The 24,443-nt window shown below is 71.5% G+C and carries 24 protein-coding genes and 2 pseudogenes; 7 read left to right on the forward strand and 19 right to left on the reverse strand.

The window, feature by feature from the left end; genetic code table 11:
• Positions 1-69: 69 nt before the first annotated feature.
• The 6 genes and pseudogenes from efeB to RMT89_RS06710 form a co-directional block, all read right to left on the reverse strand.
• Complete coding sequence (gene efeB, locus RMT89_RS06685) at positions 70-1,353, reverse strand: iron uptake transporter deferrochelatase/peroxidase subunit (RefSeq protein WP_315882980.1); 1,284 nt, start codon at positions 1,351-1,353, stop codon at positions 70-72.
• Positions 1,354-1,358: 5 nt separating this feature from the next.
• On the reverse strand, positions 1,359-3,248 hold the full coding sequence (locus RMT89_RS06690; RefSeq protein WP_315882981.1) for a copper resistance protein CopC: 1,890 nt from the start codon (positions 3,246-3,248) through the stop codon (positions 1,359-1,361).
• Between the two features lie 13 nt (positions 3,249-3,261).
• Positions 3,262-3,708, reverse strand: a complete 447-nt coding sequence (locus tag RMT89_RS06695; RefSeq protein ID WP_315882982.1) for a copper chaperone PCu(A)C — start codon at positions 3,706-3,708, stop codon at positions 3,262-3,264.
• A complete protein-coding gene (locus tag RMT89_RS06700; protein ID WP_315882983.1) occupies positions 3,705-4,358 on the reverse strand; it encodes an SCO family protein in 654 nt (217 codons plus the stop codon). Before RMT89_RS06700 ends, RMT89_RS06695 begins: the two co-directional genes overlap by 4 nt.
• A gap of 68 nt (positions 4,359-4,426) precedes the next feature.
• Positions 4,427-4,657: pseudogene (locus RMT89_RS06705) on the reverse strand (hypothetical protein); the annotation flags it as partial.
• Between the two features lie 48 nt (positions 4,658-4,705).
• Positions 4,706-5,491: a hypothetical protein gene (locus tag RMT89_RS06710; RefSeq protein WP_315882984.1), complete on the reverse strand. Its 786-nt coding sequence runs from the start codon at positions 5,489-5,491 to the stop codon at positions 4,706-4,708.
• Positions 5,492-5,714: 223 nt separating this feature from the next.
• Between RMT89_RS06710 and RMT89_RS06715 the strand changes: the two genes are divergently transcribed.
• Both RMT89_RS06715 and RMT89_RS06720 read left to right on the forward strand, forming a co-directional pair.
• Positions 5,715-6,167, forward strand: a complete 453-nt coding sequence (locus RMT89_RS06715; protein WP_315882985.1) for an ATP-binding protein — start codon at positions 5,715-5,717, stop codon at positions 6,165-6,167.
• A gap of 283 nt (positions 6,168-6,450) precedes the next feature.
• Complete coding sequence (locus RMT89_RS06720; protein ID WP_315882986.1) at positions 6,451-7,380, forward strand: helix-turn-helix transcriptional regulator; 930 nt, start codon at positions 6,451-6,453, stop codon at positions 7,378-7,380.
• Here RMT89_RS06720 and RMT89_RS06725 read toward each other — a convergent pair.
• The 9 genes from RMT89_RS06725 to RMT89_RS06765 all read right to left on the reverse strand — a co-directional run bounded on the left by RMT89_RS06725 (position 7,347) and on the right by RMT89_RS06765 (position 16,266).
• Complete coding sequence (locus RMT89_RS06725) at positions 7,347-7,748, reverse strand: nuclear transport factor 2 family protein (protein ID WP_315882987.1); 402 nt, start codon at positions 7,746-7,748, stop codon at positions 7,347-7,349. The two genes, RMT89_RS06720 and RMT89_RS06725, sit on opposite strands and share 34 nt — an antisense overlap.
• A complete protein-coding gene (locus RMT89_RS06730) occupies positions 7,745-9,262 on the reverse strand; it encodes an FAD-dependent monooxygenase (protein WP_315882988.1) in 1,518 nt (505 codons plus the stop codon). The genes RMT89_RS06725 and RMT89_RS06730 overlap by 4 nt, the downstream gene beginning before the upstream one ends.
• Positions 9,259-10,818 (reverse strand): MFS transporter, encoded by a 1,560-nt coding sequence (locus tag RMT89_RS06735; RefSeq protein ID WP_315882989.1) that lies wholly within the window; start codon positions 10,816-10,818, stop codon positions 9,259-9,261. Before RMT89_RS06735 ends, RMT89_RS06730 begins: the two co-directional genes overlap by 4 nt.
• Before the next feature lie 33 nt (positions 10,819-10,851).
• Complete coding sequence (locus tag RMT89_RS06740) at positions 10,852-12,111, reverse strand: MFS transporter (RefSeq protein ID WP_315882990.1); 1,260 nt, start codon at positions 12,109-12,111, stop codon at positions 10,852-10,854.
• An 86-nt stretch (positions 12,112-12,197) separates the two neighbouring features.
• On the reverse strand, positions 12,198-13,133 hold the full coding sequence (locus tag RMT89_RS06745) for an NADP-dependent oxidoreductase (RefSeq protein WP_399497674.1): 936 nt from the start codon (positions 13,131-13,133) through the stop codon (positions 12,198-12,200).
• Entirely contained in the window at positions 13,130-13,369 is a 240-nt protein-coding gene (locus tag RMT89_RS06750) for an acyl carrier protein (RefSeq protein WP_315882991.1), read from the reverse strand. The genes RMT89_RS06745 and RMT89_RS06750 overlap by 4 nt, the downstream gene beginning before the upstream one ends.
• A 90-nt stretch (positions 13,370-13,459) precedes the next feature.
• Positions 13,460-14,491, reverse strand: coding sequence for a beta-ketoacyl-ACP synthase III (locus tag RMT89_RS06755; protein ID WP_315882992.1), 1,032 nt, complete (start codon positions 14,489-14,491; stop codon positions 13,460-13,462).
• Positions 14,488-15,201, reverse strand: a complete 714-nt coding sequence (locus RMT89_RS06760) for an AAA family ATPase (RefSeq protein ID WP_315882993.1) — start codon at positions 15,199-15,201, stop codon at positions 14,488-14,490. Before RMT89_RS06760 ends, RMT89_RS06755 begins: the two co-directional genes overlap by 4 nt.
• A gap of 39 nt (positions 15,202-15,240) precedes the next feature.
• Positions 15,241-16,266: an AvrD family protein gene (locus tag RMT89_RS06765; RefSeq protein WP_315882994.1), complete on the reverse strand. Its 1,026-nt coding sequence runs from the start codon at positions 16,264-16,266 to the stop codon at positions 15,241-15,243.
• Positions 16,267-16,492: 226 nt separating this feature from the next.
• On the opposite strand from RMT89_RS06765, the gene RMT89_RS06770 reads away from it, so the two are divergent.
• From RMT89_RS06770 to RMT89_RS06790, 5 genes are all read left to right on the forward strand, one after another.
• Entirely contained in the window at positions 16,493-16,936 is a 444-nt protein-coding gene (locus RMT89_RS06770) for a hotdog fold thioesterase (RefSeq protein WP_315882995.1), read from the forward strand.
• Positions 16,937-16,985: 49 nt separating this feature from the next.
• Positions 16,986-17,732 (forward strand): dienelactone hydrolase family protein, encoded by a 747-nt coding sequence (locus RMT89_RS06775; RefSeq protein ID WP_315882996.1) that lies wholly within the window; start codon positions 16,986-16,988, stop codon positions 17,730-17,732.
• Positions 17,729-18,178: a carboxymuconolactone decarboxylase family protein gene (locus tag RMT89_RS06780; protein WP_315882997.1), complete on the forward strand. Its 450-nt coding sequence runs from the start codon at positions 17,729-17,731 to the stop codon at positions 18,176-18,178. The genes RMT89_RS06775 and RMT89_RS06780 overlap by 4 nt, the downstream gene beginning before the upstream one ends.
• Before the next feature lie 81 nt (positions 18,179-18,259).
• Positions 18,260-18,943 carry an HAD-IB family hydrolase gene (locus tag RMT89_RS06785; protein ID WP_315882998.1) on the forward strand — a complete coding sequence of 228 codons (684 nt, stop codon included), beginning with the start codon at positions 18,260-18,262 and terminating at the stop codon, positions 18,941-18,943.
• Positions 18,944-19,111: 168 nt separating this feature from the next.
• Positions 19,112-19,930, forward strand: coding sequence for a triphosphoribosyl-dephospho-CoA synthase (locus tag RMT89_RS06790; protein WP_399497681.1), 819 nt, complete (start codon positions 19,112-19,114; stop codon positions 19,928-19,930).
• On the opposite strand, the gene RMT89_RS06795 is transcribed toward RMT89_RS06790, so the two are convergent.
• The 4 genes and pseudogenes from RMT89_RS06795 to RMT89_RS06810 all read right to left on the reverse strand — a co-directional run.
• The gene (locus tag RMT89_RS06795) at positions 19,894-21,123 is read right to left on the reverse strand and encodes an MFS transporter (protein ID WP_315883000.1); all 1,230 of its coding nucleotides are present in this window, start codon (positions 21,121-21,123) and stop codon (positions 19,894-19,896) included. The two genes, RMT89_RS06790 and RMT89_RS06795, sit on opposite strands and share 37 nt — an antisense overlap.
• Before the next feature lie 68 nt (positions 21,124-21,191).
• Positions 21,192-22,616 (reverse strand): PLP-dependent aminotransferase family protein, encoded by a 1,425-nt coding sequence (locus tag RMT89_RS06800; RefSeq protein ID WP_399497678.1) that lies wholly within the window; start codon positions 22,614-22,616, stop codon positions 21,192-21,194.
• A gap of 25 nt (positions 22,617-22,641) precedes the next feature.
• Entirely contained in the window at positions 22,642-24,105 is a 1,464-nt protein-coding gene (locus RMT89_RS06805) for an aminopeptidase P family protein (RefSeq protein ID WP_315883002.1), read from the reverse strand.
• A gap of 81 nt (positions 24,106-24,186) precedes the next feature.
• Positions 24,187-24,443, reverse strand: a pseudogene (locus tag RMT89_RS06810) (hypothetical protein); the annotation flags it as partial.

Consider the following 24,443-nt stretch of genomic DNA (forward strand, 5'->3'; position numbering starts at 1 on the left):
GACCTCACCCTAATGGCCTCGGAGGAAGCCCGGCGTACGTGTCTCACGACCGGGTGAACATGCCAGATCTCACCCCTCCAGCAGGGCCTGACCGACGTACTCTCCCTCGGCCGCCCCGCCCGGTACCGCGTACAGGCCGCTCGCCTCGTGGCGGATGAACGCCGACAGTGCGTCGCCGCGGTCGAGCTTGCGCTGGACGGTCACGAAGCCGCGCAGCGGATCGGCCTGCCAGCAGATGAACAGCAGTCCCGCGTCCGGGGTCCCGTCCGCGTCGATGCCGTCGTGGTAGGAGAAGGGCCGTCGCAGCATCGCGGCCCCGCCGTTCTGGTCGGGCCGGGTGATGCGGGCGTGGGCGTTGATCGGGACGACCAGGTTGCCCTGTGCGTCCGTCTTCTCCAGGTCCATCTCGGTGGTCTCGGTGCCCCCGGAGAGCGGCGCCCCGTCCGCCTTGCGGCGCCCGATGACGTCCTCCTGCTCCTTGCCCGAGAGGCGCTCCCAGTCGTCGAGGAGCATCCGGATCCGGCGTACGACGGCGTAGGAGCCGTTCGCCATCCAGGCGGGCTCTCCGGAGGTGGGCACGAAGACCCGCCGGCCGAAGTCGGGCTCGGCCGGCTTCGGGTTGCGGGTGCCGTCGATCTGGCCCATGAGATTGCGGGCCGTCATGGGGTGGGCGGTGGCGCCCGGCGAGCGGTTGAAGCCGTTCATCTGCCAGCGGACGCGGGCCGCGCTCCCGGCGTTCTTCTGGATCGCGCGCAGGGCGTGGAAGGCGACCAGCGCGTCGTTGGCGCCGATCTGCACCCACAGGTCGCCGTTGCTGCGGGACTTGTCCAGGTGGTCGGAGGAGAAGTCGGGCAGCGGGTCCAGTGCGACCGGGCGCTGCTTCTCCAGGCCGGTGCGGGCGAAGAAGCTGTGCCCGAAGCCGAAGGTGACCGTCAGCGAGGAGGGCCCGGCGTCGCGGGCCACATCGGTGTCCTTGGAAGAAGCGGCCTCGCCCGCCATCAGCCGCCGTGCCGTCTCGGACCAGCGGCGCAGCAGCGCGGCGGCCTCCTTGCGGCCCGCGCCCGCCGCCAGGTCGAAGGCGAGGACATGGCCGCGGGCCTGGAGGCCCTGGAGGATGCCGGGCTGGTGTTTCCCGTGAAACATCACCTCGTCCGCGCCCAGCGAGGTGAGCGGGGTCGCCTGCGAGGGCGCGGCGGCATAGCCCACGGCCCCGCCCGCCGCGCCGAGCACGAGCCCGGTGGCACCGGCGGTGCCGAGCAGCTTCCGTCGCGAAAGAGCCTGCGGTGACGCCGGGGAGGAAGCCGGCCCCTCGGCGAGCGGAGTGCGGGCCTCCGGGATGGACTGGTCAGCCATGGTGTTCAGCCGATCTGCGCGTTCTTGGAGACGGTCGTCTGGTCGATGTCGGAGGTCCGCACGGTCACGGTGATCTTCCAGTCGCCGGCCATGGGGAGCTGCACTCCCTTCGCCGACCAGTGGCCGGTCGCGATGCGGTCCGGGACCACGGGCAGCGGCCCGATGTCCTGGGATTCGAGGGTGAAGGCGACCTTCACCTCGGGGATGTCGAAGGCCCGTCCGTTGGGCCGCTGGACGTAGACGTGCATCTCGTTGGCGCCCACGCTCGCGGGGTCGAGTTCGATCCGGACGACGCCCTTGCCGTCCTCGCCGCCGGTGTCGAAGGATATGTCCAGGGTCAGCGCCCCGGAGGCGTCGGTGGACGAGGAGGGGGACGACGAGGATGCAGCGGCCTTGGCGGCGTCCTGTGCCGTACGGCCCGGTTCGGTGGAGGTCAGGGCGGTGGTGACCGCCAGCAGCACGATCGCGACGCCCGCCTCGGCGAGCACCGAGCGGCGCAGTCCGAAGCGGATCGGGTCGGCGTCCCGCAGCCGCTTCTGCCGGGCGGTGTCCATGGCGGCCTGCTGCCGGGCGAGTTGGGCGGCCCGCTTGGGACCACCGGACGCGCCCCGCTTGGAGTCGCCGGAGGCGGTCGCCGCGACGGTCTGCTTCTGAGGCTTCGCCGCCACCGTGTCCGTCAGCCGCGCCGTCCACCGCCGCGAGATCCAGGCGACGCCGACGAGCAGCGCCACCAGGCCGATCTTGATGAGCAGCAGCTGCCCGTAGCGGGTCTCGGTGAACGCCGACCAGGAGCCGAGCTGACGCCAGGACTGGTAGATCCCGGTCACCACGAGCGTGACCACGCTGCCGAACGCGAGCGCCGAGAACCGGCGTACGGCCGTTGTGTCCACCGAGGTCCCGGGCGAGCGGTACAGGGCGAGGAGCAGGGCGGTGAGCCCGCCGAGCCAGGCGGCGACGGCGAGCAGATGGACCACGGCGACCGGCATCGCGATCCCGGGCTGGAGGCCGGCGGAGGCGTGCTCCGACATGGCCCAGCTCGCCGCGAGCCCGGCCGCCACGACGGTCCCGCCGATCGTGAGCCCGAAGGTGAGGTCCCGCTTCTCCTGGTCCTCACGCTTGTCATAGGCGCCGAAGAGCACCGCGATGAACAGCGCCGCCGCGGCCACCAGCAGGAGCCGGGAGACGAGGGCCGCGCCGGTCTTCGTTTCGAGGACGTCTGCGAGCAGGTTCAGGTCGAAGAAGTCGCCGACCTTGCCGGAGCCGGTGTAGGAGCCGCGCATGAGCAGCAGCGCCAGGGTGGCCGCGGTGAGCGTGAGCCAGCCGGAGACGACGAGCCGCTGCACGGCCCGCACCCCGGACCCGCGCTGCCAGCAGGCGAGGACGAAGGCGGCGCCGCCGACCATGACGACGAAGCCCGCGTAGGAGAGGTAGCGCCCCAGGCCGTACAGGACGCCGACGACCCCGCCGCCCGCGCTCGGGCCGGAGGCGGACACGGAGGTCGCCGAGGGGGTGCCGACGGAGAAGGTGAAGCCGCCCGAGATGGGGTGGCTGTCGTCCGAGACGACCTGGTAGGAGACGGTGTAGGTGCCGTCCGCCAGGCCGCTGTCCAGCTGTACGGCGACCGTCGCGCCGCTCACGTTGGACGGCTCGCCGGAGTCGACGCGCTTGCCGTCCGGGGCGAGGACGCGGACCGAGTCGTCGGAGAGTGCGACGCCTTCGGAGAAGGTCAGCGAGACCCGGCCCGGGGCCTGGTCGACCACCGCCCCCTGCTGAGGGTCGCTGCCGGACAGCGTGGCATGCGCGGAGGCCGGTCCGGCCCCGGCGAGGAGCAGGCCGGCGGCGGCCAGCATGAGCAGCAGCAGGGTCCGGACGCGGGGGGCGATGGTCTGTGTCACGGCGGTCTCTCCCTCAGTGGCCGGTCTTCGGGTTGTACGTCGCCGACTTCACCGGCATCTTCACCGTGACCGTGCCGGACTCGGCGAAGTGCAGCTTCACGGACACCATCTCGCCCTGCTTCGGCTTGCGCTTCAGCTTCTCGAACATCAGGTGGTTGCCACTGCTTTTGAACACGAGTTGACCGCGGGCGGGGACATCGAGGGACTCCACCTGCACCATCGCCTCTTTGACCTCGGTGTGGAGGGTTACTTCGCCGACATCGCTGGTGACCGAGGTCAGCTCGTCCTTCGTATCACCCTTGTTGGTGACCGTCAGGAAGCCGGCCGCCATGGAGTCGGAGACCGGCTGCGGCATGTAGGTGCCGCTGACGGACAGTTCGGCCTTGGAGGCCTCGGAGCCGCAGCCCGCGAGGATCAGGGCTCCGGTCAGCACCGCGACGGGCGCGACGAGACGCCTCACGGCTTCTCCCCCTTGATCAGCTTGGGAAGGTCCTTGGTGTAGTCGTCGACGGTGGCGTCCTCGGTGTACAGGACGTATCCGCCGTCGGTCTTCGGCGAGAACGCGACGACCTGAGTGCCGTGGGTGGAGACCATCTTGCCGTTCTTGTCCTTGTACGGCGGCTCGATGGTGATGCCGACGCTGCGGGCGCCGGCCTGGATGGTGTCGAAGTCGCCGGTCAGGCCGACGACCTGGGAGTCGATGCCCCTGAGCCACTTGCCGAGCGCGGACGCCGTGTCCCGCTCGGGGTCGGTGGTGACGAACACGACGCGCAGCTCGTCCTGTTCGGCCTTGGTCAGCTGCTTCTTGGCGACGGCGACGTTGTTCATCGTCAGCGGGCAGACGTCGGGGCAGTTGGTGTAGCCGAAGTAGATCAGGGTCGGCTTGCCCGCGGTCTCCTTGCGGAGGTCGTACTCCTTGCCGTTGGTGTCGGTGAGGACCAGGTCCGGCTTCTCGAACGGCTTGTCGAGGACAATGGCGGCCTTCTCGGAGCCGGTTTCCTCGGAGACCACGGTGACGGGAGACGCGTTGTCGTCACCGCTGCTGCAGGCGGAGAGGGTCAGGGTGGCGGCGGCGAGCAGGGCGGCCGCCGCGAATTTCTTGGTGCGCATGGCGATGTTTCCCGGAGGTGAAGGGTCGGAGCGCGCGGCGGGCGGCAGAGCCCGGCGCGTGCCCAGGACTAGGCGTTGGTACGTCGACGGTCGGCGAGCACACCGTAGGACACGCCGATCGCGCCGACGACGATGCCCACGACGCCCAGGACGCGGGCGGTGGTGTCACCGCTGTCGGAGTCGGCGTCGTCGGCGGTGGTGGTCGCGGCGGCCGGGGAGGCGTCGTCGGAGGGCTCCGCGTTCGCTGCGGAGCCGTGGTGGCCGCCCTCCGAGGCCTCGGAGAGAGCCAGCACGGGCGCCCCCCTACCGGAATCCGAGGTGGAACTCCCAGCGGCGGTCGGGTCGCGTCAGGCGGCGAGCGCGAGGGCGCGGGCGGCGGCGGGCGGGCCGCGGCGGATCACCGAGTGCTGGAGCGCGATGGCGTGGAGCCGGGGCGGTGCGAGCTGAGCGGTGCGCGGCAGGCGAGGGCCGAGCTCGGGCATGCGCGGCAGCCCGACGCGGACCAGGGCGAGGGCCGCGCGCAGCGACCGTACGAGCGCGCCTTCGGCGACGGAGACCGACAGTGCGACGAGTCGCCCGAGGGCCAGGTCACCGCGGCGCAGCAGCCAGCCCGCGGCCACGGCCGCCAGCAGGTGGGCCAGCAGCATCGGCAGGGACGGCAGCAGCGACGCGGACTGGGTGACGGACTCCGACTGGTGGTGCGGGGCGGCGGAGGCCGGCCGGAGCCGGGCCTCGGTGAGGATCCGGTGGGCCTGGGCGGGGCTGATGGCCGACGCCGTGGTCCCGCACACGAGCCGCGCGGCCTGGGCGACGTGCGAGGCGTCGGAGGCGGTGGCGGTCGTGGTGGCGCCGGTGCCGTGCTGGGCGAGGCCGAACAGCGCGTGCAGGGCGGTCTGGCCGAGCGCGAGCAGCGCCGCGATGCCGGGGAGCGAGCGCTCGCGTCCGGCGAGCGGTACGGCGACCGCGAGGACCACGAGGAATCCCGCACCCAGGGTCCACAGGGGGATCGAGGCGCAGGAGCCGAGTGCGTGCCCGCCCGCGGCCAGCACGACACAGACCGCGGCGAACACCGCGGCCCGCAGGATCCGGACGTCGCGTCCGGCACGCGCCGTGCGCTGGTGGGGGGCACTCATGGCGGCCCAATCATCGCACTGGCCTTACGGCGCCCATACCGCAGGTCCGCAAGGCGACCTACGGGCGGAAGATCCCCCTCTGGCCTGAACCGCCCTCACATACACCGTCGGCGGCTGCAGGCGCATCGCCCATATGGGCGGTATCACGTCAACGATGTGCTTACACCCCGGTGCTCGCGGCAATACGTAACGGTATGTCGAGCCGCGGCCGGGAGGCTGGAGCATGAGCATCTGGTGGTCACTCCATTTGCGGCGGGAAGCTGCGAGCGTGCCGCTCGCCCGGAGGCTGTTGCTCGGCACCATGGAGAGCGCGGGCGTGGACCCGGACGTGTCCTACGACCTCTCCATCGCGCTCAGCGAGGCCTGTGCGAACGCCGTGGAGCACGGCGGGGACACCGCCCTCGACGGCGGCTCCCAGGCCTACCGCGTCACCGCCTACCTCGACGGGGAGACCTGCCGGATCGAGGTCGCCGATTCCGGTCCCGGCTTCGGCGGTACGGGCCGGGGCTCGCGTCCGATGTCCATGGAGGCCGAGAGCGGCCGGGGGCTGTATCTGATCCAGGAGCTCGCGGACCACGTCCACATCGGCAACAAGCCGGGGCAGGGCGGCGCCGTGGTGAGCTTCGACAAGATCCTCAAGTGGCGGAAGGACGCCTCGCCTTTGCTGGCGGTGTAGTGCGGCGCGTCACATTCCGCGGCCCATTCGGGAAAGCGGCACCGAGGTATGTGAAAAGCGGATCAGAAAAACGCGCGGTAACCCCGCCATGGCCGAAAGTGGAGGTGTGAAATCCGCCTTTATCGGCGGCCAGAATCAGCCACACAGTAGACTCAAAGGTTTCTCGAAGCTCCCTCAAGACCTGGTGTTCTGTGACTCGAAGGCCCGGGGCTGACGGTTTCCAGCCATCCTTGACGAACCTTTTGCTTGACTGGTTATTGCCCTTCGTAGAGCCTCGTGATTCATGACGATAGGTCGCCGAAAGCGTCAACTTGAAGAGTTGTCTCACTTTCTACGGACCCGGCGAATGCGACTGTCCCCGGCGGAAGTCGGGCTCAGCGCGTCGGGTCGCCGGCGTACTCCCGGACTGCGCAGGGAGGAAGTCGCCGTCCTCGCCGGGGTCGGCACGTCCTGGTACACCTGGCTGGAACAAGGAAGGGACATCAACGTCTCGGAATCGGTGCTCGGCGCGATCAGCGGAGCGCTACGGCTCAACCCCGCCGAGGAGATCTACCTGCACCGGCTGGCGGGACTGAAGACGCCGGACGTCGACCAGCGGCCCGACAGCGGTCCCGCCGACCCCGAGCGTCTCGCGGAGATCGTGAACCACTGGTTTCCCAACCCGGCGCTCGTACGGGACCGCTCCTGGAACATCCTGGCCGCCAACTCGGCCGTACCGGAGTTCCTGGGCTTCGGGGGACCCGGCGGGAACATCCTGGTGGAGTTCTTCACCGACGAGAGCTGCCGCCGCCGTTACGCACACGCCGACGCGCTCGCCCGCAGCACGGTCGCCCGCTACCGCGCGGACGTGGCCGACTGCTTCGGCCGCCCCGAGGTCGAGCGCATCCTCGACGAGCTCACCGACAGGAGCCCGGAGTTCGCCCGGCTGTGGGGCAGCCACGAAGTGCTGGAACCGTCCAGAAGCCGAACCAAGGAGATCAGCCACGACACCGTCGGAGCGCTCAGCTTCGACGTGCACGAATGGGAACTCGCCGCCGACCACGAGGTCCAGCTGGTCCTGCACATGCCGACGGTGCAGGAGACGCGGGACAAACTGGACGCCTTCTTCGCCGCGGCCGGTCCGGACGATCCGGACCGGCCGGGCGAGGACGGTGACCCAGAAGGAGGGGCTGACGACGATCAGCTGCCGTCGAAGGCCATCGCCGCCGCGTAGGAGTCCTCGAAGGTCTGATAACGCTGGATGAGGCCGTCGCGGACCGTGATCCGGATCGCGAAGGGGCCCGAGAACGACTTGCCGGTCGAGATCACCTTGTGGGTGAACTCCCCGAGGACGAAGGCGTCCTCACCGTCCACGGCGATGCGTTCGACATCGAAGTGCTGGGTGTCCACCGCGGCCACGAACCGCTGGAAATAGCCCTCCACCTCATGGCGGCCGACGAGGTGCCCCGTCCACGGGACGACGGGGGCGCCCGCCACCACCAGATCCGCCTCCTCGGCGAACAGCTCCGGCAGCCCGGGCAGATCGTCCACCCCGAAGCGGCCGAAGAACTCCTGGACGACCTCTGTGGTGTTCCGCGTCATGCGCTGTGTCCTTCCCTGGTGAGCGTGCCGGCCGGGGCCAGCGTGGCCAGATGGCCATGGATACGGTCGAGTTCTGCGGTCGTGTCCTGAGCGGCGACGTAGTGGTCCGGGCGGACCAGGACGGCGGAGAACCGCCGGCCCGGCGCCGAACGGACCGTCACCAGATCGCGGTACGTCTCCTCCAGCTCCGCCAGCCGGGGCGGGCGGGGGCCGGTGACGAGGAGCGTGTAGCGGTCGACGGGGAGCGACTCGCGCAGCGCCGCGTCCGCGACCAGATGGCCGTTGCGCGGGCGCGGCCGCCGCAGCCGTCCGCCCTGCTCCTCGTCGACGGCGGGTCCCGCCGGGTAGTGGTTGGTCAGACCGGCCAGCCAGGGCGAGTAGAACCGGTCGAAGACGCCGGAGCGTTCGGCGAGCCGGGCGGAGACATCGCGCAGCACGATCTGCCAGCGCTTGGCGAGCATCCACGCCTTCGTCTGCACCTCGGCCTGCTTCACCACCCCCTCGGCGACCGCGGCGCGCTCGCTGCCGTAGCTGTCCAGCAGCCCCGGCGCGGCCGCGCCGCGGTGCACCAGCGCCAGCTTCCAGGCGAGGTTGTGGGCGTCGGTCACCCCGGTGTTCAGGCCCTGGCCGCCCGCGGGGCTGTGGATGTGCGCGGCGTCGCCCGCGAGGAAGACGCGTCCGGCGCGGAACCGCTCGGCGTGCCGGGCGTGGATGCTGAACGTGGTCTGCCAGGAGACGTCGTACAGCTTCAGGCCGCCGGGGCCCCGCTTGTCGACGAAGTCCTGGAGGACCTCCTCGGTGAGGTCCTCGGGGCGCATACCGGGCGGGCCCGCGGTGAAGACGCGGAAGCGGCCGTTGTAGAGCGGGACCAGCACCATGATCCCGTTCTTGGTGCAGTAGTAGTGCACGGCGTCGCGCTGGAGGTCCCCGTCGATCTCGGTGTCGGCGAGGATGAAGACGTTCGGGTAGGTGGCGCCCTTGAACTCGATGCCCAGCGACTTTCGGACGGTGCTGCTCGCTCCGTCGCCGCCGATGACGTAGGCGAACTCCTCGGTGGTCTCGGTACCGTCCGGGGCGCGCAGGGTGGCCAGCACCCCGTCCGGGTCCTGGCTCAGCCGGGTCAGCTCGGTGCGCCACTCGACCTTTCCGCCGGCCTCCGTGAAGGCCTCGCGGAGCAGTTCCTCGACGTCCGGCTGGATGATCACCATGGGACGGGTGCGGTCGCCGAAGACGATGTCGCAGATCGGGTCGGTGCCGGAGTTGTAGCGGAAGGAGTGCACGGGCAGCCCGTGCTTGTCGATGTAGGCGGCGGCGCCGAGCCCGCGGAACACCTCCAGGGTGCGCGGCCACACCATCAGCGCCTTGGTCAGGGGGCTTGGCCCTTCGGTCCGGTCGACCAGGCGCACCGGGGTGCCCCGGCGGGCCAGTTCGGCCGCGGCGGTCAGGCCCACCGGCCCCGCGCCGACGACCAGCACCGCCCTGTCATCGGGGGTGCTCCTGTCGGATGTGCTCATGAGGTCTCTCCCATCGTGATCGGTTCCCGGGTGTCGCGGTCGGCGGCTGCGGCCTTGCCGGCCGGGGCGGGGCGCAGCATCCGCATGATCAGCGGGGCGCCCAGCGCGCACACGGCGGCGAGCAGCCACAGCACGGTGTGCAGGGCGTCGGTGTAGGCGCCGGAGACGAACGCCGTGAAGTCGGCTCGCTGTTCGGCGGGCACCTGATCCGCCGCGGCACTGATCTCGCCCTGCACGACCCGGTTGGCGAGGTCGTCGACGCTCCCCTCCCAGCCCTGCAGATTGCGCTGCGTGAGGCTGACCAGCACCGAGCCCATACCGGCGATGGCGACGGCCTCGCCGGTCAGCCGCATGGTGTTGAACAGCCCGGCCGCCATACCCGCCCGGCTCGCGTCCACGGAGCCGATCGCGGCGCCGTCGAGCAGACCGAAGGAGATGCCGACGCCGGTTCCGATGACGAGCAGCGGCCCGGCGAGCACGGCTGTCGTGGAGTTCTGGTCGAGGACGGTCAGCCAGGCCGCGCCGCCCGCCACCAGCAGCAGGCTGACCCCGAGCAGCACCGAGGTGCTGACCTTGCGGGCGAGCACCCCGCTGATCACGGGCAGCGCCAGCACCGGGCCGCTGAGCAGCAGCATCGTCAGACCGGCTCGCGAGGAGCTCATGCCGTTCACGCCGATGAAGAACGACGGCAGGAAGACCAGCAGGCACACGAACCCGAAGGCCAGCAGCACCGGCATCAGGCTGATCGCGGCGAACTTGGGCTCGCGCAGCAGCGACAGCTCCAGCATCGGCCGCGCCCGCCGCTTCTCGATCCGCACGAACGACACCATCAATGCGACGGCCAGCACCGCGAGCGCCAGCACCACCGGGTGCGCCCAGCCGAGTTGCGGCCCCTCGACCAGGGCGAGGGTGAAGGCGAACAGGGCGCCGCTGAAGGTGGTCGCGCCGGCGTAGTCGACGCCGGAGGCCTCCGGGTCGCGGGACTCGGCCAGCGCCGGGCGCAGCAGCAGTACGGCCGCGGCGACGGCGGCATGGGCGAGGAACACCGAGCGCCAGCCCCAGGCCCCGACGAGCAGCCCCGACAGGGAGGGGCCGAGGGCGAGGCCGAGCCCGAAGGAGGAGCCGAGGAAGCCGAACGCCTTCGCGCGCGCGGGGCCTTCGTAGGCCTGGGCGAGCAGCGCCGTCGCCGCGGTGAGCACCATCGCCGCGCCGACGCCGGCGGCGCCGCGCAGCACATCGATCAGCACGACCTCGGAGACGAGCGCCGAACCGGCCGTGCACAGCACGAAGACGACGAGGCCGAGCGTGAACATCCGCCGCCGGCCGAGCAGATCGGCGAGCGAGCCCGCGACCAGCATCACGCTGGCGAAGGTGAGGTTGTAGGCGTTGACGACCCACTGCACGGTCACCAGCGAGGCGTCCAGATCACTGCCGAGGTCGGGCAGGGCGACGGAGGTTCCGGTCAGGGAGGCGGGGAGCAGTCCGCAGGAGACACAGACCGCGATGAGGGTGAGAAGGGGACGGGAACGTGCGGCACCCGTCGGAGGAGTGGACACGAGAACTCCAGGGTTCGTATGGGGAGGGATTCGCTACGGCCGCGGGGTGCGCGCTTGTTCCACGGCCCACAGCACCAGCACGAGCGCGGCCAGGCCGCCCCCGGCCGCGCACACTCCGGCCCACCCGGCGGCGGAGTGCACGGCGCCCGAGAGCGCCGAACCCGCCGCGCCGCCCAGGAAGTAGGCGGTCATGTAGGCCATCGTGATCCGGCTGCGGACCTCGGGGCGCAGCCGGTACAGCACACCGAGGTTGGTCACCTGAGCGCCCTGCACACCGAAGTCGAGCAGCAGCACACCGAGCACCAGGCACACCAGCAGCCGGCCGCCGTCGAGGGCGAGCAGCCCCCAGGCGGCCAGGTTCGCGACGTACAGCAGGGTCGAGGCCAGCCGGTCCCGGCCGCGGTCGACCAGCGGCCCCATGAACCGCGCGGCCAGCGCCCCGGCCGCCCCGAGCAGCCCGAACGCGCCGATCAGGGCTTCGCCGTACGAGTAGGGCGGCTCGGCGAGCAGGAAGGCCGCCGAGGTCCAGAAGACGCTGAAGGAGGCGAAGGTGAGGAAGCCGTACAGGCAGCGCAGCCTCAGCAGCGGTTCCTGGGCGACCACCGACGCGACCGAGCGCAGCAGGGTGAAGTAGCCGAGCCGTTCGGCCGGTTCGAGGTCGGGCAGCAGCCGCCACAGCAGCGCCGCGAGCACCAGCATCCCCACTGCCGCGACCGCGAACACCGAGCGCCAGCTGCCGGTCCACTGGGCCAGCAGGCCCGCGCCGGTGCGGGCGAGGAGCACGCCGAGCAGGACCCCGCTGAGCATCCGTCCGGTGACCCGGCCGCGCTGCTCGGGCCGGGCGAGGGCGGCGGCGAACGCCACCAGGAGCGGGGCGCCCACCGCCGTCACCGCCATCAGACCGGACAGCACGACCAGCGCGGTGACCGTGGGGGCGGCGGCCGAGGCGGCCTGCCCGACCGCGGTCACCAGCAGCAGCGCCACCAGCAGCCGGCGCCGGTTCACCGTGTCGCCGAGCGGCACCAGGAGGGCGAGGCCCAGGGTGTACCCGGCGGTGGAGGCCGTGACCACCAGCGACGCGGCGGTGCTGCCGACGCCGAAGGCAGAGGCGATCGAGGTGAGCAGCGGATGCGCGTAGTAGATGTTGGCCACGGCCATCCCGGCGGCCACGGCCAACACCGTGACCAGCCGGTCCGGCAGACCGCCCGCCGGGCGCAGCGCCCCGGCGCGGGCCTTGGTACGGGCTCCCGCCGAGGGGACGCCCCCATCGCCGCCGCTCGACTCGATTGCCATGTGCCGTCCCTTCCGGCCGACCTGAACCGCCGGACTGGGCTTGGCGACGCGGCGTCCGGCCGGACTGTTCGCGGCGAGGGGCGACGTCATGGGACGAGCACGATCTTTCCGGTGGTGCGGCCCGCCTCGCCGTACTCGTGTGCCTTCGCGGCCTCGGCCAGCTTGAACACCTGGTCCACGCGCACCTTCAGCCGTCCCGCCTCTACCAGCGCGGCGAGCGCTTCGAGCCCGGCGTGGTCGGGCTCGACCAGGAAGCCCGTCACGCGTACGCCCAGACTGGCGGCGTGGGTGGCGAGCTCGGGGCTGACGTGTCCGATCACGGTGATCAGCAGTCCGCCGGGGCGCAGGGTGCGCAGCAGCTCGAAGCTGTGCTCCCCGCCGAGCAGATCGAGGACGACGTCCTGCCCGGTGACCATGTGGTGGAGGGGGCCGGCCGTGTAGTCGACCGGGTGGTCCACGCCGACCTCGCGCAGGAAGTCGTGCTTCTCGGCGCGGGCCGTGCCGGTGACCTCGGCGTCGTGGGCCCGGGCGATCTGGGCGGCCAGGTGGCCGACGCCGCCCGCCGCCGCGGTGACGAGCACCTTGTCGCCCTGCCGGATCCGGGCGGTCTCCACCAGCGTCTGCCAGCCGGTGAGCCCCGCCAGCGGCAGCGCGGCCGCCTCCTCGAAGCTCAGCCCCACCGGTTTCCGGGCGAACTGCCGGGAGGGCGCGGTCACATACTCGGCGTAGGTGCCGCCCGGGCGAGGGAAGCCGATGAGGCCGAACACCTCGTCGCCGGGTTCGAACCGGGTCACCCGGGGCCCGGACTCCACGACTCCGGCGACGTCCCAGCCCTGCACGAACGGCGGGGCGCCGAGCGCGCCGGGCGGGAAGACTCCCGCGCGGATCTTCCAGTCGACGGGGTTGACGCCCGCCGCCTCGACGCGGACCAGCACCTCGGTGGGCAGCGGTGCGGGGCGGTCGACCTCGGTCAGGCGCAGCATGTCCGGGGCGCCGGACCCGGTGGTGACGACGGCTTTCACCGGCCGCTCCGCTCGTCGAGGTAGGCGGCCCACTCGGACAGCTTCTGGCCGAGGACGAGGTCGCCCTCCGGCACCTCGATGCCGTACTCGCGCTGGATGAACAGGGCGATCTCGATCAGCGTGAGCGAGTCCAGCGAGAGGTCCTCCAGGGTCCGCTCCGGGTCGATCTCCTCGATGGGGATCTCGGCCTTCTCGGCTATGAACGCGACCAGTCCGGGATATGCCGTGACAGGCATCTCGTACTCCCTCCTCGGAGCCGGGCTCCGGGGCTTGCGTGGATCGGTGAGGCGGGGGTGAGGTGTGCGGGGTGCGGGCGCCGGTCCGGATCAGGCGGCGGCGGAGCGCGGCAGTCCGGTGTACTGGAGGCCCTCGGGCCAGGTCAGAGTGATCGCGCCCCAGGTGGTGCCGGCGCCGAAGGCGGTCAGGAGCACCTTGTCCCCGGCCCGCAGCCGCCCTTCGCCGTGCGCGTCGTCCAGGGCCAGCGGGATCGACGCGGCGGCCGTGTTCCCGGTGTGCCCGATGTTCACGTAGGCCCGCTCCTGGCCGATGCCGAGCTGTTCGGCGACGGCGTGCAGGATGCGGACGTTGGCCTGGTGGCCGACGAGGAGGTCCACGTCGGCGGTGGACCAGCCGGTGCGGTCGAGGACGGTCCGGGAGGCCTCCGTCATGCGCAGCACCGCGTTCTTGAACACCTCGCCGCCGCGCATGGTCAGGTACTGGTCCTCGCGCAGCGCCGCGCTGTGGTGACTGCGCTGCCGGGAGCCGCCGGCCGCCACCCGGATCAGATCGGCCTGCAGCCCGTCACTGGCGAGTTCGGTACGGCGCAGCGCGCCCGGTTCGTCGGCCCGTCCCGCGCGCAGCACCACCGCTCCGGCGCCGTCCGCGAAGATCGGCGCGGTGTTGCGGTCGTAGGGGTCGACGATGGTGGTGAAGGCGTCGGCGCCGACCACCAGGACGCTGTCCGCCACCGAGGAGGCGATCAGACCGGCGCCGGTGGCCAGGGCGTACAGGAACCCCGAGCACACGGCCCCGACGTCGAAGGCGGGCACGGTGCCGAGCCCGAGGCCCGCGGCGACGGTCGGGCCGGTCGCCGGGCACGGGTGGTCCGGAGTGGCGGTGGCCAGCACCACGGCCCCGACGTCCGGCTCGCCCGCCGAGTCCAGTGCCCGCCGTCCGGCCTCGATGGCGAGGTCGCTGGTGGCGGTGCCGGGGTCGACGATCCGCCGCTCGGCGATACCGGTCCGGGTGCGGATCCACTCGTCGGAGGTGTCCATCCGGGCGGTCAGATCATGGTTGGTCACCACCCGGGGCGGCAGTGCGGAGCCGAGGCCCGCGAGAACGGCGGTCCGTGCGGTCATCGCACGATCACCGACGCCCGGTCGGACTCGGTGCGCATGTCGAGGGCCTCGTACTCGGCCTGCGCCTTCGCGATGGCCTCCTCCGGCGACATCAGCGCCGGCAGGTCGAAGAGCCGGGCGATCTCCACCAGCCGCTCCTCGACGGTGCCGCCCACCACATGGGCGGGGATGCCGAGTTCGGCCGCGACCTCCAGCAGCCGCTCGTCGGCCATGGAACGGAACCGCTCGTTGACGGGGCGGTGCCCGTCGGCGGCCAGCGCCAGCTCGTTGGGAAGGTGCACGAAGACGTCGTACGTCTGCTTCACATGCTGCTTGAAGGCGATGCCCAGTTGCTCCATGACCGCGTCGAACACCCGGATGTCCGCGGTGCGTTCGACGCTCTCCAGCTCGCTGAGGTGCACGGAGTCGTTGGGGTTGATGCCGACGACGACCCGCACCGCGCCGTAGATCCACTCCTGCAGCGAGGAGCCGTCGGAGATGAACGAGCCCTCGAAGCGGCTCTCGTGCACGGCCCGGTCCACATGGCGGCGGACGATCAGCTGGACCAGCTCGGCCGCGGTGCACTGCTCCAGGGTCTTGCCCGGCACGGCCTCGGGCAGCAGCTCCCGCATGGTGCGGGCACGGGTGCGCGGAATTCCCACGTAATGCGCGAGAGCGTACGAGGTGAGGGTCTTTCCGGAGGAATACGTGCCGGATATGGCGATACGCATGACAGGCTCCAGTCGAGAAAGCGTCGGAGGAAAGGGAATTCAGTCGGGCAGCCGGTGCGCGACAGAGCAGCGCACGGTGTTTCCGGCAAGGCGTCCGACGATGTCGGCGGCCCGCCAGATCTCTTCGTCCCGCCGAAGCAACGTGCTGTTTTCCAGCCGTACATCGAGCGGGGTCTCGTAGCGGATGGGATCGGGTTCCGCGCTCGCCTGGAGGGCGGTCGTGCGCATCCACAGCGTGTTGCTGGCGCCCCGGGAGATCCCGTCGGTCTCGTACAGCAGGATCTGGCCGAGCTGAAGGCTGGTCACGAAGGTGTCGATCAGCCCGACGAAGGGCTGGTACAGGCCCTCGGTGCCCTCGGTGGCGAGCACGGTGCCGGGCTCCTGGGCCACGTCCACCACCGCGTGCGCGCGGGCCTCGGCCACCCGGACCGCGACCTTGCGCACGCTCTGCGTCCGGGCCGCGAAACCGGTGCCGTAGTACTGCCGCTCCACCGGCCCGAGCAGCTCCGCCGGGCCGGTGTACGTGGCCGCGGAGGCGCCGCCGGCAGTGGGCCCCGGCAGCGGATGGCGCAGGTCGGTGCGGACCCGCATCGCGCCGACCATGGTCTGCAGCCGCGACAGCGCCTCGCCCTCACGGTCCGGGACCGGCACCGCGAGCACGGTGGTGCGCACCGGAAGACCGGTCAGCTCCTCGTCGGGCCCGGTGCCCGCCTTGATCCGCACCGACAGCACCCGGCCCGCGCGCCGGCTCACCGGGCCGAGGCCGAGCGCGTGGGTGAGGGCCGTCTCGCTCATGTGCACGGCGATGATCAGGCCGTCGACGGTGCTCAGATGGGGGCGCAGGTCGCCGCGCTTGTTGGCCTTGGTCGACCAGTCGGCCGGGTAGACGACGTCGAGCCGGGTGCCGAGCTCGGTGGGCAGATCCCGGCCGCCGGTCATCTCGATCTTGTCGTAGCGGTACTGCACACGCCGGAAACCGGAACCGAAGAACCGCTTTTCGCCGGGCCCCAGATAGTCGTCGACCGAGTCGAGGAGTAATTCCTTGGCAGGCAGTATTCCAGACAAAGCTAACTCCCTTGTGTCGGGCCCAGCGGGGCGGTTTCTCGGTGTGCTTCCCGGTGGGCTCGAAGCTAGCCGAAATCTTTCGCCGCAACGAGAGTCGGCTCATGCGGTTACTGCCAACACCACCCTGGACACCACCAGTTGCCGCCCTTTTCCCGACCCCCGGAACTGACTAGCGTCCGAGGTGTTCGCGGACACGGATTCCAGTGCCGCACACGGGGAGGCAGCCATGTCCGACATCACGCTCGGCCCCTGGGTCGTGACGCCCGAGTTCAGCCATCAGCAGCTCGTCTCGAAGATGGGGATCGAGCTGGTGCGCTGCGAGCCGGGACTGGTCATCGGCACCATGCCCGTGGACGGCAACCGCCAGCCCGTCGGCATCATGCACGGCGGCGCCAACGCCGTACTGGCGGAGACCCTGGGGTCCCTCGCCGCGTTCCTGCACACCGGACCCGGCGGCCACGCGGTCGGCCTGGACCTGTCCTGCACCCACCACCGCTGGGTGGCCGGCGGCACGGTGACCGGTGAAGCCCGCCCCCTGCACGAGGGCCGCACCACCGCCACCTACGAGATCGTCATCACCGACAGCTCCGGCAGACGCACCTGCACCGCTCGACTGACCTGCGCCATCAGTGTCCGCGCCCGCTCCCGCGGCGTTCTGCGCACGGCGTGAGGGATCCGGGGTCCCCCCGCAATCACCATCGAAGAGAGGCCAACACCCCATGTGCCACAGCACCGACAGCAGGCCCCCCGCCGTCGAGAACCCCGGCAGCGTGGCCGAGGAGGGGCTGATCGAGCTGACCTCCCAGGACGGGACGGCGTTCAGCGCCTTCCACGCGCAGCCGGGTGAGCCCAACGGACGCGGCGTGGTGATCCTTCCGGACATCCGCGGCGTGCACGCCTACTACCAGGAGCTGGCCCGCCGGTTCGCCGAGGCCGGGTTCGCCGCCGTCGTGCTCGACTACTACGGGCGCACCGCCGGACTCGGGCCGCGCGACGACGAGTTCGAGTGGCAGCCGCACTTCAAGCAGCTGGTCCCGGACAGCGTGGCCGACGACGCCCGCGCCGCGGTCGCCTGTCTGACCGAGAAGAACCCCGGCGTCACCGTCTTCTCGGTCGGCTTCTGCCTCGGCGGCGGCCACTCCTGGCGGCTCGCGGGCAGCGGCCTCGAACTGGCCGGATCCATCGGCTTCTACGGCCTTCCCGGCCTCGCCGAGGACCGCCTCAAGGACATCTCCGCCCCGCTGCTCCTCCTTCTCGCCGGCGACGACGTCGCCACCACCCAGGAGGACTTCGCCGCCTTCCGCGGCAAGCTGGACGACGCGGGCAAGCCGTACGAGTACAAGATCTACGACGGTGCCCCGCACTCCTTCTTCGACGGCGGCGCCCCGGAGTGGAAGGACATCAGCGCCGACGCCTGGCAGCGCCTCCTGGACTTCACCGCGCGCCACGCGGAGCCCGCCGTATGACCCGCGACATCCGCGACGAACAAAAGGGCAACCCCCGCTTCGAGCGCGGCCACGCCAAGCTCCTCGAACTCGGCGACTCGGGTGACGCGATCTTCACGGCGCTCGCCGACGTGGCGCCCGACATGGGCCGCTACGTCGCCGAGTTCGTCTTCGGGGATCTGTACGGCCGGGGCGGACTCGACGACCGGCAGCGGCAGTTGGTCACGCTGTCGCTGCTCACCGCTCTCGGCGACACCGAGCGCCAGTTCGCCTTCCATCTGAACCTGGCCCTGAACGCGGGCGTCACCCCGCAGGAGGTGGTGGACGCCCTGGTGCACGGCCTGGCCTTCGTCGGCTTCCCGCGCACCTTCAACAGCCTCAGCACGGCGAAGCGGGTGTTCGCCGAGCGGGGCCTGCTGCCGGTGGCCGAAGCTCCCGTAGCCGCCGAGGCGGCGGCGACGGCCTGACCGCTCCCGCCCCGCGCGTGCCCTCGACCCCCCGTCGGCCGCGCGGGGCGGGACACCCATTTCACCCAGGAGGGAACCGCCTTGCGACGACGTACAGCCGCGTTCTTCGACGTCGACGGCACCGTCATCAACGTCACCAGCATGTTCCGGTTCCTGGAGTTCCGGCTGGCCGCCGAGGGGCATCCGCCGTCGGCGTACCGCTACGAGCGCCAGCGGCTGAAGGCCATGACGGCCGCCGGGGTCCCGCGCGCCGAGACGAACCGCGCCTACTTCGCCTCCTACGCCGGAGCGGACGTACGCGCCGTCGCCGCACTGGCCGAGCAGTGGTTCCGGGCCGAGCTGGACCAGGGCGCCTTCTTCAACGAGCACGTGGTCGCCGCCCTGCGCCGGCATCAGCGCGCGGGGGACCTGGTGGTGCTGGTCTCGGGTTCGTTCCGGGCCTGCCTGGCCCCCGTCGCCCGGCACCTCGACGCGGACATCGTCGTGTGCTCGGATCCGGAGACGGCGCACGGCATGTACACCGGTCAGGTGGAACGCCCGATGATCGGCGAGGCGAAGGCGGACGCGGTCCGCGCCCTCGCGACCACGGGCAGGCTGGACCTGGCTGCATCCACGTCGTACGGCGACCACAGCTCCGACCTGCCGCTGCTGCGCATGACCGGCCGGGCGGTCGTGGTCGGCGACGACCCGGAGATGCGGGAACAGGCCCGCCGCCACGGCTGGACGGTGTGGCCGCGCACCCCGGCGCCCACGCTCACCCGCTGAATTTCAGCTTCCTCAGGACTCTCAGCCCACGCACAGCCGCCGCTCACGGTCCTGACGGGCGCCGTTCCTACGTTCATGTGCATGACGGGAAACCACAAGGACACTTCGATCACCAGGCGCCGCGCCCTCGCGGTGACCGGCGGCACGGTGGCGGCGGGCGGGCTGGCGATGACGAGCCGCGAGGACGAGGCGTCGGCGCGGGCCGCGGTGACCGCGCTGACGGACCAGCTGGCGCTGACCGGGAAGCCGGGGCTGCCGGGCCCGTCCCACCGGGAGCACAACGCCCTGCGCTGGTCGGCGAAGGCACTGGCGCCCGGCCTCGCGGCCATGTCGGCAGCCGCCCGCCGCACCGGCGAGCCGACTCCGGCCCTACGGGCGGAGCTGGGCGCGACAGGCCGCGGCACGGAGCACTCCGTGGGCCTGGCGGGCGGCGGTCATCGGGGTGCGCTGTGGACGCTGGGGCTGCTGGTGGCGGGGGCGGCGCTGGATCCCCGGGACCCCACAGCCATGGCCAAGCGAATCGCCGCCCACCCCGACAAGGGGGCCCCGCGCAGACCTTCCCGGGGCTCGTCGATGTCGGCGAAGTACGGAGCGGCAGGGGCGAGGGGAGAGGCAAGGGCAGGATTCCCCCACGTCCGGCGGGCGCTGTCCGCACTGGCGACCTCCCGAGCCTCGAATATTCCAGAACCCCAGTGCCGCCTGAACGCCCTACTGACGATCATGTCCACCCTCCAGGACACGGAACTCCTGTACACGGCGGGCCCGATAGGCCTACGGCACGTACAGGCGGCGGCGCGAGGGGTGCTGGACGCGGGGGGTACGGAGACGGCCGAGGGAGCGGAGGCACTGGCGGCACTGGACACGGACCTCCGCACCCGCGCGTGGAGCCCCCGCGGCAGCGCGGGGCTGCTGGCGGGGGCTCTGTTCCTGGACCCGCTTCCGGTCGTGGCCTACGCGGGGGCCGGTGCCGGGACCGGCGCCACGTAGTTCCGGGGCCGTGCCGCCCTCCTCGCCACCGGCCCCATCGCATACGAAGCCACCAACGTCACCCCACCCAACAACAGCCACCCAGGCGTCCCCCACTGCACCAGCAGCGTGGTCAGCACCAGCGGCCCAGCCGTACGCGCCACCGTGATCCCCGTACCGAAGAACCCCTGGTACTCCCCGACCCGATCATCCGGCGCAAGGTCGAAGGACAGTTGCCAGGCCCCCGCCGACTGCCCCATCTCCGCGACGACCAGCAGCACGGCGCCGGCCACCAGCACGCCCACCGCCGGCCACGTCGGCACACCCGCCGAGAACGCGAACACCGCGCACGCCGCCAGCATCACCCACCCCGACCGCCGCACCGCTCCCGCGGCCGTGGCGACCCCGGTCACCCCACGCGCCATCCGCACCTGGAACAGCATCACCGCACCGGTGTTGAGCACGAAAAGCGCGGACACCAGCCAGGTGGGCGCAGCCGTCCGCTCGGCGATCCACAGGGGCAGCCCAAGACTCAGCAGCGGCATCCGAAGCAACAGCACGGTGTTGAGCACCGTCAGCACCACATACGGCCGATCACGCAGCACCGCGAGCCCGTTCCCCTTCACCGAGCCGACCGCCGCCACCGAAGGCAACCGCACCAACACCCCCGCACACAGCAGAAAGCTCACCGCGTCCAACGCGAACACCCCGAGATAAGCCCCCCGCGTCCCCACATGCAGCGCCAGCCCCCCCAGCCCCGCCCCCACAGCGAGCCCCGCATTGAGCGTGGACTGAAGATGCGCCAGCAACCCCGTCCGCTCCCCGGCGGACACCAGCCCCGCCAGCAAGGCCTGCCGAGCCGCCGCGAGCCCGGACTGCGCGGTGGCGTAGCCGACGGCGGCGGCCACGAACGGCCAGAACCCCCGTACGACCAGGAAGGAGGCGACCGCCATCCCCGTCGCCAAGGCCAGCAGCACCGCCGTCCCCCGCGCCCCCCGCCGGTCCGCGAGCCGCCCGATCGGCACCCCCGCCAGCGACCCGACCGCCCAGGCGACGGTCAGCCCGAGCCCCACGCGCGCGGGGTCGAGCCCGACGACGTGGGTGAAGTAGAGCGCCGAGGTGACATAGAAGGCGCCGTCCCCGACCGAGTTGGCCAACTGGGCCAGAGCCAGGACGCGTTGCGGACCCGCGGGCGGTACCAGGGAGTTCGTCATGCCTAGGACACTAGGCGCGGACTGGATCCCTGTGCAGAACCACTAAGTGCCAAAATACCTGGCCCAGTTCACCTGGCGTCGAGCACCTTCCCCAGCGCTTCCAACGCTTCCGGATACACCCGCTCCCGAGGCGTGCCGTACCCCACGACCAGCCCCTGCGGCCGCCCTTCACCCTCGGGTGAGTGCCAGTGTTCCCCGAGCGACCCCACCGCGAGCCCCTCCGCCTCGGCCCGCGCCAGCACCTCGGCCTCGTCGCCGACCTCGACCAGCGCATGCAGCCCGGCAGCGATCCCCCGCACCCCTCGCCGCGCGCCGAGCCGGTGCACCAGCTGGTCCCGCCGCCTGCGGTACCGCAGCCGGCAGGCGCGCACATGACGGTCGTAGGCATGACTGCCGATCAGTTCGGCGAGCGCCAACTGCCCGAGCGACTCGGTGTGATGGTCGCTGTGCAGCTTGGCGTCGGCGACCGCGTCGACAAGGCGCGGCGGCAACACCATCCACCCGAGCCGCAGCGCGGGCCCGAGCGTCTTGGACGCGGTCCCGAGGTACACGACCTGCCCCGGCGCCATGCCCTGCAACGCCCCGACGGGCTGCCGGTCGTAACGGAACTCCCCGTCGTAGTCGTCCTCGACGATCAGCCCGTCACGCGCGCGTGCCCAGTCGGTGAGCGCCCGTCGCCGCTCGGGGTGGAGCGTGACCCCGGTCGGATACTGATGAGCGGGCGTCACCACGACGGCCGCGGGCTCCCCGAGACCGTCCACACAGGCCCCCCGCTCATCGACCCGCACCGGCACCACGACGCCACCATTGCGCCGTACGACGTCCCGGTGGAACGGCAGCCCCGGATCCTCCATGGCGAGCTCGCCGCCGTCCAGCACGCGCGTGAGCAGCGCGAGCCCCTGCACATACCCCGAGGTGATGACGATCCGCTCCGGGGGAGCGATCACCCCCCGCGCCCGCCCGAGATAGCCGGAGAGCGCGGTCCGCAGCTCGATCCGCCCCCGGGGGTCGCCGTAGTCGTAGGCCAGGGAGGGCGCGGTGGCGATGGCGCGGCGCAGCGCACGCAACCAGGCAGCCGCAGGAAACGCCCCCACATCAGGGCTCCCGGGCCGCAGATCGAACCGAGGCTCACGCGCGCGTGCGGCAGCTTCCGAGGGCGCGGACTCATCGGAGGGCAAGGGCGCCACCTCGGTCCCCGACCCCTGCCGAGCGGTGAAGTACCCCTCGGCGACAAGCTGGTCGTAGGCCCCCTTGACGGTGTTCCGCGAAACCCCCAGCTCATCAGCGAGCTTCCGGGTGGCGGGCAATCGAGTCCCAGGAGCCAGCCGCCCTTCCCGCACAGCATCCCGAAGAGCCCGCTCAAGCCCGGCCCGCCGCCCTTCAGCGGACAGAAGCTCTACATGCAGGTCCACACAAACCCCCCTAGGGGCGCGGGGAACTGCGCGAACAACCCCCACACACCCGCAGCCCGCGACGATGGCCGGACACCCCATCGGTGCCCGGCCATCAATCCAACACTCAGCCCTTGAGCGAAGCCATCCAGGCCTCGACCTCGTCCGACCGCCGAGGAAGCCCGGCGGACAGATTCCGGTGACCGTCCTCCGTCACCAGAATGTCGTCCTCGATCCGCACACCGATACCCCGGTACTCCTCCGGCACCGTCAGATCATCGGCCTGGAAGTACAGACCGGGCTCGACCGTCAGACACATCCCCGGCTCAAGAACACCGTCCACATACGTCTCCACCCGCGCGGCAGCGCAGTCGTGGACGTCGAGCCCGAGCATGTGCCCGGTGCCGTGCAGCGTCCACCGCCGCTGAAGCCCGAGCTCCAGCACCCGCTCCACGGGCCCCTCGACCAGACCCCACTCCACGAGCTTCTCGGTCAGCACCCGCTGGGCGGCGTCATGGAAGTCCCGGTACTTCGCGCCGGGCTTGACGGCCGCGATCCCGGCCTCCTGGGCCTCGTACACCGCGTCGTAGATCTTCTTCTGGATCTCGGTGTACCGCCCGTCGACGGGCAGCGTCCGTGTGACGTCGGCGGTGTAGTACGTGTGCGTCTCGACGCCCGCGTCGAGCAGCAGCAGATCACCGGGGCGCACGGGCCCGTCATTGCGCACCCAGTGCAGCGTGCACGCGTGCGGACCGGCCGCGCAGATGGAGCCGTAGCCGACGTCGTTGCCCTCGACCCGCGCGCGGAGGAAGAAGGTGCCCTCGATGTACCGCTCGGAGGTGGCCTCGGCCTTGTCGAGGACCTTCACCACGTCCTCGAAGCCGCGCACCGTCGAGTCGACGGCCTTCTGCAGCTCACCGATCTCGAAGGCGTCCTTGACCAGCCGCGCCTCGGACAGGAAGACCCGCAGCTCCTCGTCCCGCTCGGCGGTGACCTTGTCGGTCAGCGCGGCCTCGATCCCGGCGTCGTAACCGCGGACGACCCGGACCGGACCCCTGGCCTCGCGCAGCGCGTCCGCCAGCTCACGCACATCGGAGGCGGGGATGCCGTAGAGCTTCTCGGCCTCGCTCAAGGAGTGCCGGCGGCCGACCCACAGCTCGCCCTGGCCGGAGAGCCAGAACTCGCCGTTCTCGCGGTCGGAGCGGGGCAGCAGGTAGATCGTCGCCTTGTGACCGTCGGCGACGGGCTCCATGACGAGGACGCCGTCCTCGGTCTGGTTGCCGGTGAGGTAGGTGTACTCGACCGACGCCCGGAAGGGGTACTCGGTGTCGTTGGAGCGGGTCTTCAGATTGCCCGCGGGGACGACCAGACGCTCACCGGGGAACCGGGCCGACAGCGCGGCGCGCCGGGCGGCGGTCTCGGCGGCCTGCGGGATCGGCTGCAGGTCGTGCAGCTCGGTGTCGGCCCAGCCGGACTTCATGTTCTCGGCGAGCTCGTCGGACACGCCCGGGTACAGGCCGTTCTTTCGCTGCTCGATCGGCTCCTCAGCTTCTTCCGGGGTCTCCGGAGTGAGCTCTTCCGCCACGGTCATCCTCCTTGATACGGCACTGGGCCCCCTCCATCGTACGGTCGTACGGAAGGGGGCCCAGGGCCGAAGGACCTGTTACCGACGTCATTCGAAGCGCGCGGCGAGCAGCACCACGTCCTCCGCGCTGCCCGCCGCGTCGAGACCGTCGGGCAGCACCGCCCGCAGGACGTGATCGGCGATGGCGTCCGGATCGTGCCGGATCGCCCGGGGGACGCTCGCCGCGGCCGTGTGCAGCCGCGCGAAGGCCCGGTCCGTGGCGTCGGCGGGCCCAGGGCCGAAGGACCTGTTACCGACGTCATTCGAAGCGCGCGGCGAGCAGCACCACGTCCTCCGCGCTGCCC

Source organism: Streptomyces sp. P17, assembly GCF_032436805.1.
GTDB lineage: Bacteria > Actinomycetota > Actinomycetes > Streptomycetales > Streptomycetaceae > Streptomyces.